We start from the raw sequence: 19,224 nt of genomic DNA, 5'->3' as shown, positions 1-19,224 counted from the left end.
CGATTCGCTGATAAAACCTTCATATTCGCCGATAGAATGTCAAAATTCGCCGATAGAACCTTCATATTCGCCGATAGATGGGGTGAGAGTTCTAAATGTCATTAAAAACAGTAATTTTACACGCGATATGAATCTTTAATGGCTTGACTTTGATTTATAACAACAAAGTTTACGAAAATAGCCCTTCTAATTGATGAATCCGCTCAACAATTCTCCGTTTTCTATATAACATCATTCCTGTTTCGGCTACATCCCCAATAGATGATTTATTGAAATAAACTCACTGAATGCCTTGCATGCAACAATCGGAACCGTATTGTAAGCTGATACGCGGCATCCGCCGATGGAGCCATTCCATATTTAAGAACAAGTCCAGGGAATATAAAATTGTTGAGCTAAGGTATAATTATGATGTGTTAGAAAATTTCAAATAGTATATTGACATAGAATAGACAAACACTTATATTAATAGAATATTATTCATATTTATGCACCTAAGAGAAAGGGGAATTCAGAATGATGGTCACAGTGGGTCCCGCACAATATAGTAGAAAAGCAGGGTTATTATCTGATGTGGGATTACACATAAATAAGTTTGGAAAAAACGCTGTATTGATTGGCGGAAATACAAGTCGAGAAATAATAGAAGAAACCTTACGAAAGAGTTTGTCAGAGCACGGAATGATGGTGCAAAAATCTCTTTGGTATGGAGGGGAATCATCAAAAACAAATATTGATAGACTTGTAGATCAATTAAAATCAGAAGATTTCGATTTGCTTATAGCTGCAGGAGGGGGCAAGGCAATTGATACTGTTAAAGCAGTAGCCTATCAGCTGAATAAGCCACTGGTGGCCATACCAACTATCGCCGCTACGTGTGCAGCAGCAACCCCAATCACGATTCTTTACAGTGATGAAGGGGAATTCTTAGAAATTGGACGGGATTCAAAAGCTCCTGATTTAGTATTGGTTGATTCCCATATTATTTTACATGCACCTGTTCGATATTTGATTGCTGGAATTGGGGATACCCTAGCAAAATGGTTTGAAACGAAATGTTCGATTAAAAAGGCAGTGCCGACTGCTATTAACCAGACTGCAATTGCGATTGCTGGACAGTTATATCAAACCTTACTTCATATTGGCCAGGCAGCTGTCACATCAAGTCAAAATCAAACATTGACAAAAGAATTAGAGGATCTCATTGACGCGGTGATATTAATTAGTGGAAGTGTAAGTGGTTATGGCGGTGATGATTGCCGAACCGCTGCAGCACATGCCATATACTCAGGTTTAACTATTTTTCCCGAAATTCACCAAACCTATCATGGTGAAATTGTTGCCTTTGGGATTTTAGCTCAGCTTTGTATGGAAGGTGCTGAGGTGGAAGAAGTACAACAGTTAATCCGTTATTATCAAGAAGTCGGCTTACCTTTTACCTTAAAACAAATGGGAATTAACACATTAACCGATGATCAATGGAGAGAACTAGGGGAAATTACTGTAACCATCGAGGATATGGCGAATATGCCATTTGCAGTAACTCCTTCTATGGTGATATCTGCTGTTCAAATGGCCAACGAAATCGGAAATGGAATGTTAGTCGTTTCTAAATAGAGGTTAAATAAAAAATTAATAGAAAAAATAGGGGGATTTATTCATGAAAAAATGGGGGATTATGTTTTGTTCGTTATTGTTACTATTCGCGTTAACAGCTTGTGGAAAGGATCAAGCATCGAGTGAGTCGAAGGATAAAAAGTCGTCCGAGCCATTAAAGGTGACTCTACCTACTTGGACAGGCTATGGGCCGTTATTTTTAGCAAAAGAAAAAGGCTTTTTCAAAAAGAATGGAATTGATGTAGAGCTTTCCATTGTGGAAGGATTGGGCGAGCGTAAACAGGCTTTAGCCAGTGGGAAAATAGACGGGATGGCAACAGCATTGGACGTACAGGTTTCATTAGCTGCATCTAAAATTCCGGTACAGGTTGTCTGGTTATTAGATGATTCTTATGGCGGAGACGGGATTCTTGTTAAAAATGGCATCAATGATGTGAAAGATTTAAAAGGAAAAAAGATGGCATTTGAAGTAGGGTCCACTAGTCATATGCTTGCGTTAACAGCGTTAAAGCAAGGTGGATTGTCTGAAAAGGACGTGGAAGTGGTTCCAATGTCTGCGGGTGATGCCGGTGCAGCTTTTGCAGCGGGCAAAGTAGATGCAGCGGTGACTTGGGAACCGTGGTTATCAAAAGGATCAGAAGCAAATGGGAAAGTATTATTGACAACGAAAGATTTACCAGGAATTATCGTCGATACGATTAGTTTTAAGGAAGACGTCATTAAAAATCGTCCTGAAGATGTTAAGGCTTTTGTTAAGGCGATGGGTGAAGCGATGAATTATTGGAAAGAAAATAAAGATGACGCAGATAAAATCATGGCAAAAGGGTTAAAGATTGATGAAAAAGAATTTGTTGCTACTGAAACTGGCTTGAAGTTTTTGACAGATGTGGATAACAAAAAACTATTTGGTTCAGAAAGCAACAAAGGATCGATTTATCAATCAGCCGAAAATGCGATTAAGTTCTATAAAGAGCAAAACATCATTAAAGAAGAACCAAAAGTGGAAGATGTTATCAACCCTAGCTTTCAATAGCTGATTCGAACTAAGTATGGAGAAGAAAATAGGACAAACTTTTCCAATTTACAATGTTTTGTCCTTTACAAGCCTAACATTTGAGGCAGTCTTGTTTCCTCATATGTTAGGCCTTTTTAAAAGATTAAAAGAATGTGGTGATTTTAATGATAGCCAAAATGTTTACACCTAACAGGGAGATCCCTAAAAGTCTATATTCAACAGCTGGTTTGGTTATGTTTATTTTTGTTTTAGCCGTTTGGTCGGTCTTAACCTACGGTGGAATTGTGAATCCATTATTTTTGCCTACACCATCAGCCGTATTAGCATCAGCAGTAGATTTATTTGCCAATGGAGACCTTCTTTCTGATATTGGTATTAGTTTTTCAAGGGTATTGGTTGGATTTCTTGTCGCAGCCATCATTGGGATCCCATTGGGCATTTTGATGGGTTCTTTGAAAATCATGGAAGGCGCATTTGAACCAATTATCGGGTTTATTCGCTATATGCCGGCTTCTGCGTTTATTCCATTATTGATTTTATGGCTTGGTCTTGGTGAGCCGGAGAAAATGAGTGTTATTTTTCTAGGAACCTTCTTTCAATTGACACTGATGATTATGGATGTCACCAAAAATGTCCAAAATGATTTAATCGACGTTTCCTATACGTTGGGTGCAAAAAAAGTTCAAGTATATACAAAAGTGATCCTTCCTGCATCATTACCGGGCATTGTCGATACCCTTCGTATTACCTTCGGATGGGCCTGGACGTACTTAGTAGTGGCCGAAATTGTCGGGGCTTCCAGTGGATTAGGCTATATGATTATGCAGGCTTCCCGGTTCCTTCAGCCAGAGAAGATTATTGTCGGAATATTAATTATCGGGTTACTTGGTTTAATGACAGATATCATGTTTAAAGCCATTTATCGGGCTTCGTTTTCATGGATGAGAAAGGATGGATTGTAGTATGGTGACTCCAACGGTAAAAAATATGGAAAAGATTAAAAATTCTAGCGCTTTACTTACGAATCCTTCTCATTCGGGAACCCCAAAATTAGAGATTAAAGATGTAGGTAAAATTTTTCGAACAAAAAGCGGAGAGACAACAGCGTTGGAGAAAACTTCCTTCACGATTAACGAAGGAGAGTTTGTTACCATTTTAGGACCTTCCGGATGTGGGAAATCAACAGTTTTACGGATTGTCGCGGGCCTGGAGGAAGCTACATCAGGACAAGTCCTGCTTGACGGTAAGGAAATCCATGGTCCCGGGCCTGACCGTGGCATGGTGTTTCAATCGTATACATTATATCCATGGCTCACTGTGAAGGAAAATATTACTTTTGGTTTAAAGCTAAATGGTGTTTCCCAAAAAGAACGAGATGATATGGCAAGGCATTACCTGCAATTAATTGGCTTAGAAGGGTTTGAGAAACATTATCCGATCCAATTATCTGGGGGGATGAAACAACGTGTGGCCATTGCGCGCGCGCTGGCCAATAATCCTAAGATCCTATTAATGGATGAACCGTTTGGTGCCTTGGATGCGCAAACGAGAAATATTATGCAAGAAGTATTGTTAAAAGCATGGGACGAGTCCAAAAAGACGATTTTATTTATTACGCACGATGTAGAGGAATCCATTTTTCTAGCAGATTCAGTTTATGTGATGACTGCAAGGCCCGGCCGTTTAAAGAAAAAAGTTCCAATTGCATTGGAAAGACCGAGGGATTTCAGTGTGAAGGGATCGGTCGAATTTGCCCACTATAAAGAAGAATTGCTGTCGCTCATCAGGGATGAGAGTTTAAAGGCAATTCAGTAGGGAAGGGTGCATGGTCAAAATGAATGTTGAAAGTTTTTTTCCCGAGAATATAAAAACAGCTCTTAAGAAGAATCCTCCAGGAGCTTGGATGGCTGATCTTCCAGCGGATTGTATTCGCTTGAGTTCAGGCTATCCTGATCCTGCACTTGTCCCTGCCGAACAGATAAAGGCAGCTTCTGCTACCCTGATTGAAGAGGAACATGACCTGCCACTGCATTATCTTGGAAGTCCGCGGATGATAAAACTAAAGAAACAGATCCAGAATCGATTGGTAGAGCGTGGTATTAGCATACAAGAAGATGAGATTCTGATTACGGCAGGAGCGTGCCAGGCAATTGATTTAATTGCCCGTGTCCTGCTGGATGAAAGAGCAGTCGTTGCGGTTGAATCCCCAACCTACATGGAGGCTTTGGAGATTTTTCAAAATTACACGGATCAAATTATCACGATTCCAGTAGATGAACTGGGCATGCAAACAGATGTATTTGCGGCTGTTCTGGAGGAAAGGAAGCGTACAGGCCTTACACTACCAAATTTTCTATATACTATTCCGACCTTTCAAAATCCAACGGGAACGACAATGTCACTTGAACGACGGAAGCATCTATTGGAGCTTGCGTCTGAGTTTGATTTTCTTATTCTGGAGGATGATGCGTACGGAGAATTAGCTTTTAATGAAAATCCTCCCCCTTTAAAAGCATTTGATACAGAGGGTCGAGTATTTCATGTTGGTTCACTATCCAAGGTTGTTGCCCCAGGGATGAGGATTGGCTGGATAGCAGGCGCAAGGTCATTCATAACGGCTTTTGAATGGTTTAAAAAGGATTTAGATCATCCATTTGCCCAAGCCACAATGGCTGCCTATTTAGAAAACGTCAATTTTGAAAACCGGCTGAACACTTTACAAGCAACGTACCGAATCAAGTGTGATATATTGCTTCGCTCGCTGGAACAATATTTCCCTGAACAAGTAACGTGGTATGTACCGGAAGGCGGTTATTTTGTTTGGGTGAAAATTCCGGGTATAGACACATCGCAATTGTTAGAACAGGCTCTTGCCTTGGGCGTTTCGTACGTTCCTGGTAAATTCTTTTTTGTGAAGCAACAGGTCGGAACCGAGTATCTCCGTCTTTCGTTCAGTTATGCAGATAAGGAAGAAATAATTAAAGGAATTCAAAAACTCGGACAACTTTTCTCGCGCTTACTAAAATAATGTGGTAAAGGATCGTCAATTTGACGATCCTTTTTATTCTATTAAATATTTACAAAATTCGCAGATCTTTAATAAATATAAGGGCAAATAAATCAGACCGCGTTTATAACGGCTTCATAGGATACATTATCTGAAATGAGGGTGATTTCTTGAAGCGCTGGTTAAAAGCCATTATTTTAATCTATCTTTCTCTATTGTTTTTCGGTAGTTTTTTGGCAATAAGTATTCTGTTGACAGGATTTCTCGAAAAATCACTGCCATTCATTCCCCAAATTAAAAATTTTCTTTACTATTTCTTTTCGGGAGCCATTGGCGGTTCACTAAGGCATCTCTATATGTTCTGTTCCCATTATATGGAGGACGAATTACAGGATTATCGTAAATGGATTATGTATATTTTTTATCCTATTTTCGCAACAGGAACGGCAGTTATGGCTGTCACCTTAATCCATAGCGGATTCCTTCTCATTGAATTCACCGATTATGGGAATACACCATACGGAGCTATAAGCATCGCATTTATTGTTGGATTTGGCTTCAATCGGTTTCTTAATTTACTAAATGCAATCTCAAAAAATTTATTCAAATCAAAAAATGGTAATCAGAACAAATCTGAAATAGACAATTGACCAGGGAAAGGGTAGGAAGGGTTAAGGGTCTTTTATAAAAAGGATGTGGCAGGTGACGGTTCTTCTGCTTCCTTGAAGCAAGAGAACCGTCACCTGTTTTATATTTCGGAAGTTTGAGCCACTTGCACATTTTCCAATTGATGAATCCGCTCAATAATTCTTCTTTTCCGGTATAACATCATTCCTGATTCTGCAACATCACCAATGGAAGATCTATTGATAAAAGCCCCAAAAATCATTCCAGCAATCGGGATCATTTGAAATAGTTTTTTCCAGCCAAAATTATCCCGGTACGTGGTAACAACTTCACGCCATCCTTGCAATTGGGAAATCATGCGGTTGTTTTGCTTGTCCTGATTATAGGCAGAAAGCTCCTCTAAAATAGCCTTTTTTCCAACAATGTCTGAAGAGGTAAATTGGAGACATTTAACAATGAAAATCCTTTCCGACTTTTCTTGCGGATTATACCCATAACATAGGGAAATCTCTTGTAAAACCTTTAATGATAATCCTAGTAATATTGGAATATCGATTGCTAGGGTAAACAACCCGCCAACCCCTGTTGTTGCGCCTTGGATAGTTGCCATGTTTGTTCTTGAGTTTCTAATTTCATTTGCAACCTCATCCATCTTGCTGACCGGCACCTGCTCTACTTGATTGATGCTAATGATATCTGGTTCCGATGAAGAATTCTTGGTGGCAAACTTCTTTAAAATACTTTTCTCGCTAATCAAATATTTCCCGCCAGTCTGGATGAAGCTGCCTAATTCATCTATCATTAAGCCAATTTTCTCTTGAATAAATTTTGGTGTTAGTTTATCAAGCAGGACAAACGGTAACCGGCCAATTTTCTCCCAGAACCACAAACCCTTCTGATTCTTTTCCCATTTCTCAATTTTTTTTAATTCACCCTTTAAAAAATCTGCCGATTCAACATTAGTCAAAATAAATCAACTCCGATTATAAATATTGTTGAAGCAAGGACAGTTCTTTTGCTTTGTCTGTATATACGGATAACTATAAGACTAGTTTCAACTTTAAAGGGGGAAATATTCCGAACCATAATGTGAGGGAGGAAATTTCGTAAGTTTAAAGTAAGATATGGTTATTAAAAAAATGAAATGAACTTTAAGTAGAATTGGTCTTAAATAAGGAAAAAAATTATTAAACTAAAAATGGAGGTCATTCTTTTTACAAGAATGCCTCCGTTTTTTATTTATTTCTCAATTTTTCTTTTGGAATTCAACCATAAACTCGCTGAATGCCTTGCATGCATCAATCGGAACCGCATTATAAGCTGATACGCGGCATCCGCCAATGGAGCGATGACCGTTGATCCCTACAAAACCTTCTTGTTTTGCTAGCTCTAAAAAGCTCTTTTCTAACTCTTTTGATTTTAAGTTAAATGTAAGGTTCATAAGTGAACGACTGTCCGGCTCAGCATGGCCATGGTAAAAACCATTACTTGTGTCAATTGCGTCATAAATCAATTTTGCTTTCGTTTCATTTTGCTCAGCAATAGCAGTTAATCCACCTATTTCACGTGCCCAGTTCAGGACTTCTCCTAGCATATAAATCCCAAAGGTTGGCGGTGTGTTATACAAAGAATTATTTTTAGCATGGGTGCTGTATTTTAACATCGTTGGAATATTGGTATTTGCTTGTTCAAGCAAATCCTTGCGAATAATAACAACAGTAACACCTGAAGGGCCAAGATTTTTCTGGGCACCGGCATAAATAAGGGCAAACTTATTGACATCAATCGGCTTAGATAGAATATCACTTGACATATCCGCGATTAGCGGAACATCCCCAGTGTCTGGAAAATCAGTCCACTGTGTACCATAGATTGTATTATTGGAAGTTAGATGTAAATAGGCATCGTCAGAATTAAACTTCAAGTCACCAACTTTTGGAATGCTTCGATAACTTCCCTCTTCTTTAGTTGATGCGGCTTGAAAAACATCCCCAAACAATTTCGCTTCGGATAATGCTTTTTCAGACCAAGACCCGGTCATAACATACCCAGCTTTTTTCCCTTGTTGTAAAAAATTCATTGGAATCATGGAAAACTGAAGACTTGCTCCGCCTTGGAGAAAAAGTACTTCATATTGATCTGGAATAGACAGTAGTAACTTTAAGCTGTTAATTGCTTGATTATGGACTTCTTCATAGGTGCTGCTCCGGTGGCTAAGCTCCATGACTGACATTCCAGTACCACGAAAATCGATTAGTTCTGCCTGAGCTTTCTCAAGCACTGAAATAGGTAATGCAGAAGGCCCAGCATTAAAATTGAATGCTCGTTGTGTTTGCACTTTCATTTTTTTCTCTCCCTATTTTTTATTTACTTGAAATATATCATATATTTAAAAAATTTGGGAAATTAAAGCGGTTACATTATTAAATAAATATTTTAAGCGTTTTTACTGGCATTTGTGATATTTCTGATACATAATTGGATTTGTTATATTTTCCATTTATTCAATTTGTAATAAAGGAATTTTCATAGAATAGAAGGAATATATACATTGTCATTATCAATCAAGCCGCGCGTTTACGTTCTATTAAAATGCAGAGATTTGAAAAAACTGGGGTGGTGAAATAAATGCCAGAAATTAAATGGGGAAGTCCGTTAAGTTTAGCGTGTTTAGGGGTATTTCTAGGAGGACTAGGCATTTTCTTTTATGCCATTTGGTCAAATTTTGTTTAAATATATAGTAGCCCGTGAAAGGTACATGGGGATTCGAAGCCAAAGATAGAGTGAAGCCATCCGATTTATCGGATGGTTTTTTCTAATTTTATGAAAATTCTTAACAAACTAGTCTTCTCTAATGTATAATGGTTTTCATTAAATGAAAAGGAAAAAATACTATGAACTCATCTATAAAAGATCAAATCGAACAATTTAAGCAAAGGAACCAAAATCGCGGGCGTTTATTGGTAAGCTGCCCCGATCAGCCTGGCATTGTTTCTGCCATCTCGCAATTTCTATTTTCTTTTGATGCCAATATCATTGAATCCAGTCAATACTCAACCAATCCTGAGGGCGGTACATTTTTCATTCGGATTGAGTTTGAATGTCCTTTTTTAAAAACAAAAGAAAGCGAAATGGTACAACAATTTTATGAAATTGCCACCAACTTTTCGATGGATTGGCGTCTAACACCGGTATACAAAGTGAAGAAAGCAGCGATATTTGTATCAAAGGAACTTCACTGCCTGATGGAGCTTTTATGGGAATGGCAAAGCGGAGATTTAATGACCGACATCGCTTTAGTCATCAGTAATCACGAGGAGTCAAGGGATGTGGTGGAAGGTTTAAACATCCCATTCTATTATATACCAGCAAATAAAGAGATTCGTAAACAAGTAGAAGAAAAACAGTTGCAGCTGCTCAACGAGTATGATATTGATGTGATTGTTTTAGCACGCTATATGCAAATATTAACACCAAAATTCGTGGAAGCTAATTCGAAAAAAATTATCAATATCCACCACTCCTTCCTACCTGCGTTTATTGGTGCAAGACCGTATGAACGAGCCCACGAACGCGGTGTGAAAATAATTGGTGCGACCGCTCATTTTGTGACGAATGATTTGGACGAAGGGCCCATTATTGAACAGGACATTGCTCGAGTCGATCACCGTTCTGATGTAGATACCCTTAAAAAAATAGGTCGTTCCATTGAACGAAGCGTATTGGCAAGGGCAGTTAAATGGCATATCGAAGATCGGATAATTGTTCATCAAAACAAAACAATCGTTTTTTAAATAATTTTGAGCCTAGAAGAATGTAACGTATTAAACTATTTTGTTAAAATCGTACGGAATGTATTCGAAAAAAGTTATTATTTTTGTATAAATCAACCATAGTGAAACGTGGGGAAAACCGCTAAATTTAATATATGGAAATTGAATTTTCTGAATCCAATTTAAAATCCTGATATTAAGGCGGGTGAGCATGTGAATTTTCCATCGAATAGAATAGGTCGAATTCCCCCATATTTATTCGCAGAAATCAATAAGAAGAAGGCGGAAATGATCAAGGCTGGAGTAGATATTATTGATTTAGGTATTGGGGATCCTGACCTGCCGACACCGAAACATATTATAGAAAAATTAACTGAAGAATCGCAGGATCCAAAAAATCTAAAATATCCCAGCTTTGTAGGATGTCCTGAATTTAAGCAGGCTGTTGCCGATTTCTATTTCCGCGAATATGGGGTTATTCTTGATCCAGAAACCGAAGTCTTAGCGTTAATCGGCTCAAAAGAAGGGATTGCGCATATCGTACCTACGCTCACTGATCCTGGTGACTATGTGTTAATTCCAGATCCTAGTTACCCTGTTTACCAAATGGCGACCCTTCTTGCAAACGGGCAGTATCATCATATGCCATTGACTAAGGAAAACAACTTTGAGCCGGATTTTGAGGCTATTCCGAAAGAAATTCTTGGGCGTTCGAAACTGATGTTTTTAAATTACCCCGGGAATCCAACTTCAGCGACTGTCGAATTACCGTTTTTTAAGAAAGCGATTGATTTCGCTAAAAAACATAATGTACCAATTGCCCACGATTCCGCTTATAACATGGTTACATTCGATTCTTATAAAGCACCAAGCATTCTTCAAGTCGAAGGGGCAAAAGAAATTGCTGTTGAATTTGGCTCACTTTCAAAAACATATTGCATGACCGGGTTTCGGATTGGTTATGTGGTGGGCAACAAGGAAATTATAAAAGCGCTTTCGGTTTACAAAAACAATACGGATACGGGGCAGTTCACCCCCATTCAAAAAGCGGCTGCGTTTGCGTTAACCAGTGATCAAACTTGTGTGACAAATTACAATCAAATCTATCAGGAACGCATGTATACTATGCTGGATGGACTTCAATCAATTGGTGTGAAGGTAGATCCGCCTAAAGGGAGCTTCTTCATATGGGCGCCCGTACCATCTGGCTACACCTCAACAGAGTTTGTGACAAGTGTCCTGGAGCAAACGGGTGTAATCATCACACCAGGTAATGCTTTTGGTCCTTCAGGCGAAGGGTACTTCCGTGTTTCTCTTTCCGTTCCAAATGAAAGATTGTATGAGGCAGTTAATAGAATCAAACAAAAGCTAAAAATAGTAATAGGTTAATATTATTAAAATTGGAGGGTTATAGATGAAAAAAATCTTAAATTACATTAACGGTGAATGGTGTGAATCTTCAACAGGTAAATTCGTTCCAGTTTTAAACCCAGCAAACGGTCAAGTTTTGGCCGAAGTCATTCAATCATCTAAAGAAGATGTCGATAGAGCAGTTCAAGCTGCTAAAATTGCCCAAAAGTCCTGGCGCTTAGTTCCAGCCCCTGAACGTGCTGAGTTTTTATATAAAGTTGCCTTTCTATTAAAAGAGAGAAAAGAACATCTTGCTCAAATTCTTACAAGTGAAATGGGAAAGGTCATCGCGGAAGGAAGAGGGGAAGTACAGGAAGCCATTGATATGGCGTTTTATATGGCAGGAGAGGGACGTCGTCAATTTGGTGACACCGTGCCATCAGAACTTCGCAATAAATTTGCCATGACTGTCCGAGTTCCAATTGGGGTTGCAGGTCTAATTACCCCTTGGAATTTCCCAATTGCCATCGCTTCTTGGAAATCACTTCCTGCCCTTGTGACGGGAAATGCAGTTGTCTGGAAACCAGCGACTGAAACACCAATGGTTGCTGAGGAATTCGTGAAAATTTATGAAGAGGCAGGACTTCCTAAGGGCTTAATCAATCTCGTTAACGGTTCAGGCAGTGAAGTGGGTAATGCCATGGTTGATCATCCGGGTATTGACTTAATTTCGTTTACTGGGTCAAATGAAGTAGGATCTGCAATCAATGGCCGTGCTGGCGCTTTATTAAAAAGAACATCTTTGGAAATGGGCGGAAAGAATGCCATCACCGTATTAGAGGATGCTGATCTTGACCTAGCTGTAGATGGAATTCTATTCGGAGCATTTGGAACAAGTGGTCAAAGATGTACGGCTACTAGCCGTGTCATTGTCCACGAGTCGGTTAAAGAAGCTCTTACGGCGAAACTAGTTGCCCGCATCGGTGAAATGAAGCTGGGTAATGGATTGGATGAATCTGTAGTAGTTGGTCCTGTTATTAATCGTTCTTCACTTGAACGGATTGACGAATATGTAAAAATTGGTCAAGAAGATGGTGCAAAGCTGCTAACCGGAGGGAAAATTGCAACTGAAAATGGATTAGACAGTGGAAATTTCTATTTACCTACTATTTTCACGGATGTAACACCAAACATGCGAATTGCAAAGGAAGAAATTTTTGGTCCAGTCTTGTCTATTATTTCTGTTAAAAGTTTAGATGAAGCGGTAGAAGTAAATAACAATGTCGAATTTGGTCTTTCCAGTGCGATTTATACCTCTGATATTAACCGTGCTTTTCAAGCAATGAGAGATCTTGATACTGGACTTGTTTATATTAACGCCGGTACTTCTGGAGCAGAAATCCATCTGCCATTCGGTGGCACAAAAGGCACAGGTAACGGCCACAGAGATTCCGGTGTTGCTGCCCTTGATGTCTACACAGAATGGAAATCTATCTATGTTGACTTTAGTGGAAAATTACAGCGGGCACAGATTGATAACTATTAAATAATCTAACACCCATTTTAAGGAGTCTGAAAGATAGACTCCTTTTTTTGTTAATTAAACATTTTCCTTTGGAAGAAAGGTGAATTTCGATTAATTAGTAGGATAATCGTCCTATTATGTAGAATTTTTAAAGAAAGTAGTTTTTTGTTCAAAAAGCAATATTTTTACTATTTAATGGAGGTAAAGAAATGGCTGATGAAAAGATAATTGTAGGCGGGGAAACTAAATTCCCACTTAACGGCATATTAACCATTCCAAATGAAAGGAATGAATTAGTTCCTGCGGTTGTATTGGTTCACGGCTCTGGTCCAAGTAATATGGATGGGAAAATCGGAAATGTCACTCCGTTTAAAGACCTTGCTGAAGGTTTGTCGGAAAAAGGAATTGCCGTTCTGCGCTATGACAAGAGAACTTTCGTATATGGTAAAGAGTTGAAGAATGAAGCTGGATTATCAGTGAAAGAAGAAACTATTGAAGATGCCATCCTTGCTGCTGACTTCTTACGAAATGATTCACGTATTGATGCAAACAAAATATTTATTATTGGTCATAGTATGGGGGGGATGTTAGCTCCTCGAATCGATGGAGAAGGTGGTAATTTTGCTGGAATCATTATTATGGCTGGTTCACCACGGAAATTAGAGGAAATCATGATGGACCAAAATGACACTGTGTTAAACTCGTTAAATAAGATTTTGCAAATAGTTGCGAAGAAACAAATCGCTGCATTATCATCCAAGTTTGACAACATATATAATCTAAGTGATGAAGAGGCAAAATCCACTTTTACTTTAGGAAAACACGTCAGAGCTTACTATTTTAAAGAAATGGGTGAACATCCATCTGATCATTATCTTAAGGATTCAGATAAACCAGTATTCATTTTGCAAGGGGAAGAAGATTTCCAAACATCGGTAGAAAATGACTTCAATGTTTACAAAGAAATATTAACCGATAGGGAGAATGTAACATTTAAACTTTATCCAAACCTGAATCATGCATTTATGCCATCAATTTATGGAAATATTCTAAAGGCAAAAAAAGAGTATAAGGTCCCACAGCATATAGATCATCAAGTTATAAATGACATTTCCGATTGGATCCTTTCAGTTTAGACAAAAAAAAGACCAATAGCTAATTGGTCTTTTTTTCGGAATCATTAATAGCAGAAATATGATGCTGCCTGATGAACTGTTCGATTTCGAGTTCGGAATCAGTGCGTGCTAGGAGCGAGACGATTGTTTCGTGTTCACTAATGGCTTCAATGGCACGACTTGGAAAGTACATTGGTTTTAATCGTCTGATTGTATCTAATTTTTCCCACATTTGTTCTATTAAGTTAAATAATGATTTGTTAGGACAATTTTTTATCGTATAAAGATGGAATTCTTTGTTTAACTTAATATATCCATTGAAATCAAACTTCTGTAAAGCCTCTTTTATTAGAAAATTAATTTCTTGCAGCTTTTTTATTTGTTCTTCATTGATTGTAGATTTGCTTAGTGTTACCGCATAGCCTTCTAGTACTGCAAGTGTGGAGAGTACCTCGAAGTATTCATTTTCATCAATAAACGATACTACTGCACCGCTATATGCTTTGATCGTTACAAGTCCTTCTGCCTCCAAACGGCGAATCGCTTCGCGTATAGGAATAGCACTTAAATTTAACTCCTTTCCTAATGTATCAATGACTAAGCGTTGACCTTGTACATAAATCCCTTCTGTAATACGAGAACGAATGACTTGATAGGCGATTTCCTGCTTACTGTCCTTTTTCATATTTTAAATTATATATGATTTTATATATTATTTCAATGAATGTTTCTAAATCCGCTAAATAAATATAAAGGTAAAAAACTATAAAATTCTGAAAATTTTTAATTGAAATCATATATGATTTGGTATATGATAATAAACATATAACATCAGAAGAAAAAACAGATTGATAGATTTTAATAAAAAGGAGCAAAAAATAAATGGAAAAGTTAACGGTTGTTGGTTCCGGTGTAATGGGCCGAGGGATTGCCTATACAGCAGCTCTTGGGGAGTTTCGTGTATGTTTAAATGATGTCAGCCAGGAAAACTTGGATAAAGCGAAATTATATATTGAAACAGAAATGACCAAAAGTGCAGACAAAGGTTTTTTAAAAAGGGAACAGGTAGCAGCTGCACTTCAGCGTATTGAATATACAACAGATCTTGAAGCTGCTGCTGGAGATGCTGATATGGTCATTGAAGCAGTATTTGAATTAATGGAGATTAAGGCAGATATTTTTAAAAAGCTTGATAAGATATGTCCTGAGCACACAATTCTCGCGACTAACACCTCTACAATGAGTCCGACCGAAATTGGCGCCCAAACTTCAAGACCAGAAAATTGTATTGCCATGCATTTCTTTAATCCAGTCCATAAGATGAAGTTGATTGAAATCATCAGGGGTCTCGAAACATCTGATGAAACGGTAGCTAAGGCGAAAGAAATTGGTAAGAAATTAGGCAAAGAAACCGTTGAGGTAAATGAATTCCCGGGATTTGTCACAAGTCGTATGAACTGCCTAATTGGGAACGAGGCAATGAATATGTTAATGGAGGGTGTTGCCTCTGCCGAAGATATAGATAAGGCGATGAAGCTGGGGTTGAACCATCCAATGGGTCCGCTGGAGCTGGCTGATTTAGTTGGATTGGATTCAAGACTTAGAAATATGGAATATCTTTATAAAACATTAGGGGAAAAATATCGTCCTTGTCCGCTGCTCATTAAATACGTAAAAGCTGGCCGCTTAGGACGTAAATCTGGTCAAGGATTTTATAATTATCAAAAATAACAATTCCAAAATGATTGGAGGGTTAATACATGACGAATACATTAAATTGTGAAAAACTGAAATCTGCTGAAGACGCGGTAAAATGGATTCAAAATGGCGATCAGGTATTGGTTGGTGGCTTTGGGCTGTGCGGATCCCCCTTTACTTTAATAGATACGATTGCGGAAACCGATCATGCCAGGGACTTGACCATCATTAGCAATAACTTAGGGGAGGCAGGAAAAGGGCTAGGAAAACTCTTGATCTCAGAACATATTAAAAAAGCAATCGGCTCTTATTTTACCTCGAATCGTGATGCCGTAAAAGCATGGAAAAGCGGTGAACTGGAAATAGAGTTAATTCCTCAGGGTACATTAGCAGAGGCTATTCGTGCAGGAGGTGCGGGGATAGCTGGATTTTACACGAAAACGGCAGTCGGTACGAAGCTGGCAGAAGGCAAGGAAGAAAGAGTTTTTGATGGGGAGAGATATCTTTTTGTTAGGGGTATTAAGGCTAATGTTGCTTTAATTAAGGCGTGGAAAGCTGATACGATGGGGAATTTAATCTATTCCCAAACCGCCCGCAACTTTAATCCGATGATGGCAACGGCCGCGGATCTTGTGATCGCAGAAGTAGATGAAATTGTTGAGGTGGGAACGTTTGCAGCCGAACAAATTGCCACTCCTCATTCATATGTCGATATTATTGTATTAAATGACCGCTATACAAAAATAGGGGGTGAGTATGTTGAATCTAGCCGGTAAAAAACAAGAAACCAATCGAATTCGGATTGCAAAAAGAATTGCAATGGAACTTAGAGAAGGAACCGTGGTCAACCTCGGAGTGGGAATTCCTACCTTAATACAAAATTATTTAAGTCCTGACAGTAAAGTATATCTTCAATCTGAAAACGGATTATTAGGGATGGGGCCTACACCTCCGAAAGAAGAAATCGATATGGATTTGATCAGTGCCAGTAAACATCCCATTACACTAGGGGAAGGAGCTTCTATTTTTTCTAGTTCCGATTCATTTGTGATGATTCGCGGCGGTCATGTCGATACCGCAGTAATGGGAGCGCTTCAAGTCAGTGAAACAGGTGAGATTGCCAATTGGGCGGTACCTGGACAAGATATTCTTGGTGTTGGTGGTGCAATGGATTTAGTAGCAAGCGCAAAAAAAATCATTATTGCAATCAGCCATGTAGCGAAAGATCAATCCCCTAAAATTGTTAAAAAGCTTACATACCCAACAAGTGGTATCCGTACGGCAGAAATGATTGTAACGGAAAAAGCGGTCTTTCGGATTGAGAACGGAAAAATGCGATTAGACGAAATTGCAGAGGACTCTAGTCTCGATGAAATAAGAAAATTGACGGGTGCGGAGTTTTTCGTATCTGAAAATCTTAAAACCATGTGCGTTGAGTAGTATTCGGAAGGATTCTACATATGAAAAGCAGGAGGTGGAAGTAGATGGATTATAACAATATTATAGTCAAGCTAGAAAATGAAATCGGCTTCATTGTTGTGAATCGGCCGGAATTGCGGAATGCCTTAAATAGTGAAACTTTACTTGAAATTGAAGGCGCACTTGAGCAATTACGAGTAAATCAGGAGGTACGAGTGGTGGTTTTTACCGGTGCGGGTGAAAAATCCTTCGCTGCCGGGGCGGATATTAGTCAGTTGAATAAAAGAACGATGATTGAGGCACTTCAGCCAAATATGACAGCTACCTATCGAAAAATAGAAGACTATGAAAAACCAACCATTGCGGCGATCAACGGTTTTGCGTTAGGCGGTGGTCTAGAGTTGGCGCTTGCTTGTGACATTCGGATCGCTTCCTTCAATGCCAAAGTAGGTCTGCCGGAAGTCGGGTTAGGAATCATTCCGGGTGCAGGCGGAACACAAAGACTAACGAGAATTATCGGTAAAGGAAAAGCGATGGATCTTATTTTAACAGGAGACATCATTACAGCAGAAGAGGCAGAGCGAATTGGCCTTATCAGCAGGGCTGTTCCACAGGAAGAGTTGATTGAAACAGCAAAAGCGTACGCAAGGAAAATTGGCTCCAAAGGTCCGTTGGCATTACGGTTAGCAAAAGCTGCAGTTAACCGCGGTGCCGATATTGAAATGGAAACGGCACTTTATTTAGAAAAACTGGCCCAGACAATATTGATTGGCTCTGAAGATAAACAAGAAGGAACGCAAGCCTTTTTAGAAAAAAGAACACCACAATTTCAAGGAAAATAAAAAATTAGACGGGGGAAGTAAAAATGGATTTTACATTTTCTGAGGATATTCAATTATTAAAGAAAGCAGTAAATGATTTTGTACAAGAAGAAGTGGAAAAAGTTGCGATGGAAATTGAAGAAAATGATGAAATTCCATCCCATATTATCGAAGCTTCAAAAGAAATGGGGTTGTTTGGCCTCAGTATTCCTGAGGAATATGGCGGACTTGGCCTTGATATGGTTGGGAAATGTGCAATTTATGAAGAACTTGGTAAAACCCATAATGGGTACACCACAGTAATCGGGGCTCATACAGGAATTGGCTCGGTTGGAATTGTCGAGCTTGGAACGGAAGAGCAAAAGAAAAAGTATCTTCCTAAAATGGCAACTGGAGAATGGATTGGTGCGTTTGCCTTAACGGAACCGAGTGCTGGATCTAATGCTGCTAATTTAAAAACTAAAGCCGAGAAAAAGGGCGATAAATATATTTTAAATGGTTCCAAGCACTACATTACAAATGCGGTATGCGGTAATGTATTTACTGTAATGGCTGTTACTGACCCTAGTAAAGGTGCCAAGGGAATCACTTCTTTTATCGTAGAAAAGGATTTTCCTGGCTTTATTGTAGGGAATGTAGAGAAAAAAATGGGGCTAAGAGGCTCTCATTCTGCTGAACTATTTTTTGAAGATTGCGAGGTTCCTGCTGAGAATGTCCTTGGCGAAGAAGGTAAGGGATATGTGAATGCACTGAAAATCCTTGCAAACGGTCGGGCAGGTCTTGCGGCGCGCAACTTAGGTTCCTGCGAAAAGCTGCTGGACTACAGCATGGATTATGCCATGCAGAGGATACAATTTGACAAACCCATTTTTGAACAGCAGGCTGTCCAGCATATGTTAGCAGATATGGCTACAGAAATAGAGCTTCTTCGTTCCATGACCTATCGCGTCGCCTGGATGACCGATCAGGGAATGAGAGTCGTAAAAGAGGCGGCGATTGCAAAGTTATATGGATCAGAAGTTTACAATCGTGTAGCTGATTTAGCTGTTCAGATTCACGCAGGAATAGGTTATATGAAGGATTACCCTATTGAACGCTTCTACCGCGATGCGAGAATCACGAAAATTTATGAAGGCACAAGTCAAATTCAAAAAAATATTATTGCCAGTGAATTAAAACGGGAATTTTTATAAGAAAAGCGGAAGTGCCCTGGTCAGCGGCGTATGGCCTGGAGCGCTCCAACTGAGATAAAGGAAA

General features: G+C 38.9%; 18 protein-coding genes. 15 read left to right on the top strand and 3 right to left on the bottom strand.

From position 1 onward, the window contains the following. The first annotated feature begins 516 nt into the window (after positions 1-516). The 6 genes from BABA_RS04975 (at position 517) to BABA_RS04950 (ending at position 6,289) form a co-directional block, all read left to right on the top strand. A complete protein-coding gene (locus BABA_RS04975) occupies positions 517-1,617 on the top strand; it encodes an iron-containing alcohol dehydrogenase family protein (protein ID WP_007084045.1) in 1,101 nt (366 codons plus the stop codon). Between the two features lie 43 nt (positions 1,618-1,660). Next, positions 1,661-2,650, top strand: a complete 990-nt coding sequence (locus BABA_RS04970) for an ABC transporter substrate-binding protein (RefSeq protein WP_007084044.1) — start codon at positions 1,661-1,663, stop codon at positions 2,648-2,650. A 146-nt stretch (positions 2,651-2,796) separates the two neighbouring features. Beyond that, the gene (locus BABA_RS04965) at positions 2,797-3,594 is read left to right on the top strand and encodes an ABC transporter permease (protein ID WP_007084043.1); all 798 of its coding nucleotides are present in this window, start codon (positions 2,797-2,799) and stop codon (positions 3,592-3,594) included. Between the two features lie 25 nt (positions 3,595-3,619). Further along, positions 3,620-4,447 (top strand): ABC transporter ATP-binding protein, encoded by an 828-nt coding sequence (locus BABA_RS04960; RefSeq protein WP_051186007.1) that lies wholly within the window; start codon positions 3,620-3,622, stop codon positions 4,445-4,447. A gap of 19 nt (positions 4,448-4,466) precedes the next feature. Further along, complete coding sequence (locus BABA_RS04955; RefSeq protein ID WP_040345328.1) at positions 4,467-5,660, top strand: aminotransferase-like domain-containing protein; 1,194 nt, start codon at positions 4,467-4,469, stop codon at positions 5,658-5,660. Positions 5,661-5,809: 149 nt separating this feature from the next. Continuing rightward, a complete protein-coding gene (locus BABA_RS04950; RefSeq protein WP_007084040.1) occupies positions 5,810-6,289 on the top strand; it encodes a hypothetical protein in 480 nt (159 codons plus the stop codon). 98 nt (positions 6,290-6,387) lie between these two features. Here the strand turns inward: BABA_RS04950 and BABA_RS04945 are convergent, their stop codons facing one another. Together BABA_RS04945 and serC are read right to left on the bottom strand one after the other, a co-directional pair. Beyond that, on the bottom strand, positions 6,388-7,233 hold the full coding sequence (locus BABA_RS04945; protein ID WP_007084039.1) for an EcsC family protein: 846 nt from the start codon (positions 7,231-7,233) through the stop codon (positions 6,388-6,390). Between the two features lie 279 nt (positions 7,234-7,512). Continuing rightward, positions 7,513-8,610, bottom strand: coding sequence for a 3-phosphoserine/phosphohydroxythreonine transaminase (serC, locus tag BABA_RS04940; protein WP_007084038.1), 1,098 nt, complete (start codon positions 8,608-8,610; stop codon positions 7,513-7,515). Between the two features lie 550 nt (positions 8,611-9,160). Between serC and purU the strand changes: the two genes are divergently transcribed. The 4 genes from purU (at position 9,161) to BABA_RS04920 (ending at position 14,050) form a co-directional block, all read left to right on the top strand. Next, complete coding sequence (gene purU, locus BABA_RS04935) at positions 9,161-10,060, top strand: formyltetrahydrofolate deformylase (protein ID WP_007084036.1); 900 nt, start codon at positions 9,161-9,163, stop codon at positions 10,058-10,060. Between the two features lie 192 nt (positions 10,061-10,252). Beyond that, positions 10,253-11,428: an LL-diaminopimelate aminotransferase gene (locus BABA_RS04930; RefSeq protein WP_007084035.1), complete on the top strand. Its 1,176-nt coding sequence runs from the start codon at positions 10,253-10,255 to the stop codon at positions 11,426-11,428. Positions 11,429-11,453: 25 nt separating this feature from the next. Beyond that, the gene (locus tag BABA_RS04925) at positions 11,454-12,935 is read left to right on the top strand and encodes an aldehyde dehydrogenase family protein (RefSeq protein ID WP_007084034.1); all 1,482 of its coding nucleotides are present in this window, start codon (positions 11,454-11,456) and stop codon (positions 12,933-12,935) included. A gap of 188 nt (positions 12,936-13,123) precedes the next feature. Next, positions 13,124-14,050, top strand: coding sequence for an alpha/beta hydrolase family protein (locus BABA_RS04920; protein ID WP_007084033.1), 927 nt, complete (start codon positions 13,124-13,126; stop codon positions 14,048-14,050). Positions 14,051-14,069: 19 nt separating this feature from the next. Here BABA_RS04920 and BABA_RS04915 read toward each other — a convergent pair whose 3' ends face one another. Then, entirely contained in the window at positions 14,070-14,714 is a 645-nt protein-coding gene (locus BABA_RS04915) for a GntR family transcriptional regulator (RefSeq protein ID WP_007084032.1), read from the bottom strand. 197 nt (positions 14,715-14,911) lie between these two features. On the opposite strand from BABA_RS04915, the gene BABA_RS04910 reads away from it, so the two are divergent. Genes BABA_RS04910 through BABA_RS04890 form a run of 5 tightly spaced genes read left to right on the top strand, consistent with a single transcriptional unit; the run spans position 14,912 to position 19,160 of the window. Next, complete coding sequence (locus tag BABA_RS04910) at positions 14,912-15,760, top strand: 3-hydroxyacyl-CoA dehydrogenase (protein WP_007084031.1); 849 nt, start codon at positions 14,912-14,914, stop codon at positions 15,758-15,760. A 29-nt stretch (positions 15,761-15,789) separates the two neighbouring features. Beyond that, positions 15,790-16,503: a CoA transferase subunit A gene (locus tag BABA_RS04905; protein ID WP_007084030.1), complete on the top strand. Its 714-nt coding sequence runs from the start codon at positions 15,790-15,792 to the stop codon at positions 16,501-16,503. After that, the gene (locus tag BABA_RS04900; protein ID WP_007084029.1) at positions 16,487-17,167 is read left to right on the top strand and encodes a 3-oxoacid CoA-transferase subunit B; all 681 of its coding nucleotides are present in this window, start codon (positions 16,487-16,489) and stop codon (positions 17,165-17,167) included. Before BABA_RS04905 ends, BABA_RS04900 begins: the two co-directional genes overlap by 17 nt. A gap of 44 nt (positions 17,168-17,211) precedes the next feature. Further along, complete coding sequence (locus BABA_RS04895; protein ID WP_007084028.1) at positions 17,212-17,988, top strand: enoyl-CoA hydratase/isomerase family protein; 777 nt, start codon at positions 17,212-17,214, stop codon at positions 17,986-17,988. A 23-nt stretch (positions 17,989-18,011) separates the two neighbouring features. Continuing rightward, entirely contained in the window at positions 18,012-19,160 is a 1,149-nt protein-coding gene (locus BABA_RS04890) for an acyl-CoA dehydrogenase family protein (protein ID WP_007084027.1), read from the top strand. The last annotated feature ends 64 nt before the right edge of the window (positions 19,161-19,224 follow it).

This window comes from Neobacillus bataviensis LMG 21833, from assembly GCF_000307875.1.
Lineage (GTDB): Bacteria > Bacillota > Bacilli > Bacillales > Cytobacillaceae > Neobacillus > Neobacillus bataviensis.
Note: the sequence above shows the minus strand (reverse complement) of the source record. Positions and strands in the feature narration are given on the sequence as shown.

Coding starts and splice junctions, on each gene's coding strand:
- BABA_RS04975 (WP_007084045.1), top strand. CDS start 517: ATGATGGTCACAGTGGGTCCCGCACAATATAGTAGAAAAGCAGGGTTA.
- BABA_RS04970 (WP_007084044.1), top strand. CDS start 1,661: ATGAAAAAATGGGGGATTATGTTTTGTTCGTTATTGTTACTATTCGCG.
- BABA_RS04965 (WP_007084043.1), top strand. CDS start 2,797: ATGATAGCCAAAATGTTTACACCTAACAGGGAGATCCCTAAAAGTCTA.
- BABA_RS04960 (WP_051186007.1), top strand. CDS start 3,620: ATGGAAAAGATTAAAAATTCTAGCGCTTTACTTACGAATCCTTCTCAT.
- BABA_RS04955 (WP_040345328.1), top strand. CDS start 4,467: ATGAATGTTGAAAGTTTTTTTCCCGAGAATATAAAAACAGCTCTTAAG.
- serC (WP_007084038.1), bottom strand. CDS start 8,610: ATGAAAGTGCAAACACAACGAGCATTCAATTTTAATGCTGGGCCTTCT.
- purU (WP_007084036.1), top strand. CDS start 9,161: ATGAACTCATCTATAAAAGATCAAATCGAACAATTTAAGCAAAGGAAC.
- BABA_RS04925 (WP_007084034.1), top strand. CDS start 11,454: ATGAAAAAAATCTTAAATTACATTAACGGTGAATGGTGTGAATCTTCA.
- BABA_RS04920 (WP_007084033.1), top strand. CDS start 13,124: ATGGCTGATGAAAAGATAATTGTAGGCGGGGAAACTAAATTCCCACTT.
- BABA_RS04915 (WP_007084032.1), bottom strand. CDS start 14,714: ATGAAAAAGGACAGTAAGCAGGAAATCGCCTATCAAGTCATTCGTTCT.
- BABA_RS04910 (WP_007084031.1), top strand. CDS start 14,912: ATGGAAAAGTTAACGGTTGTTGGTTCCGGTGTAATGGGCCGAGGGATT.
- BABA_RS04905 (WP_007084030.1), top strand. CDS start 15,790: ATGACGAATACATTAAATTGTGAAAAACTGAAATCTGCTGAAGACGCG.
- BABA_RS04895 (WP_007084028.1), top strand. CDS start 17,212: ATGGATTATAACAATATTATAGTCAAGCTAGAAAATGAAATCGGCTTC.
- BABA_RS04890 (WP_007084027.1), top strand. CDS start 18,012: ATGGATTTTACATTTTCTGAGGATATTCAATTATTAAAGAAAGCAGTA.